Raw genomic sequence first — 467 nt, 5'->3', positions numbered from 1 at the left:
TACCTATCACACCACCACAACAGCATCATGGGAGAACAAATGCATTGCACATCAAGCACTTGCGCCACCTCGCCTGCGTGGTTACAAACTTTTAGGCCCACATCCCTTGCGAAGGCAGGTTGGTCTATTTGCAGTTGGGCCTCTTCATTCGTGGCACCATTTCAGACTTGTTCGCATCAATAATTCAGAGGAACCCATGAGCATCCCACAAGGGGTGGGCCGAATCCATTTCGGCGAATCACCCGACCCATATAAGCCAGTTGTGGCTCTGCCGAGCAACCCCATGCTGGGCTGCAAGGCCAGCACACCAGAACAAGCCTTCGCCAACTTACAAGAACACTTCAGCTTGTTTGCCCGCTTCTGGTCTGAGCAAGCCACCAGCGATCAGTTGGAATACTGCGCCCGTCTGGCAACGGGCGACACTGCGGGCGATGACATGGCTTTGTGGCTGCCTGAAGGGTTCCTCA

1 protein-coding gene is annotated in these 467 nt (G+C 54.4%); it reads left to right on the top strand.

Annotation, left to right across the window (positions count from 1 at the left end; translation table 11 throughout):
* Positions 1-196 precede the first annotated feature (196 nt).
* On the top strand, positions 197-467 hold a 271-nt coding region (locus tag ABG80_RS13765), incomplete at its 3' end, for a hypothetical protein (RefSeq protein WP_152987629.1).

This window comes from Aquabacterium parvum (assembly GCF_001447195.1).
In the GTDB taxonomy this organism is placed as follows: domain Bacteria; phylum Pseudomonadota; class Gammaproteobacteria; order Burkholderiales; family Burkholderiaceae_C; genus Aquabacterium; species Aquabacterium parvum.
The sequence above is the reverse complement of the archived record's forward strand: the minus strand, read 5'-3'. Positions and strand labels throughout refer to the sequence as shown.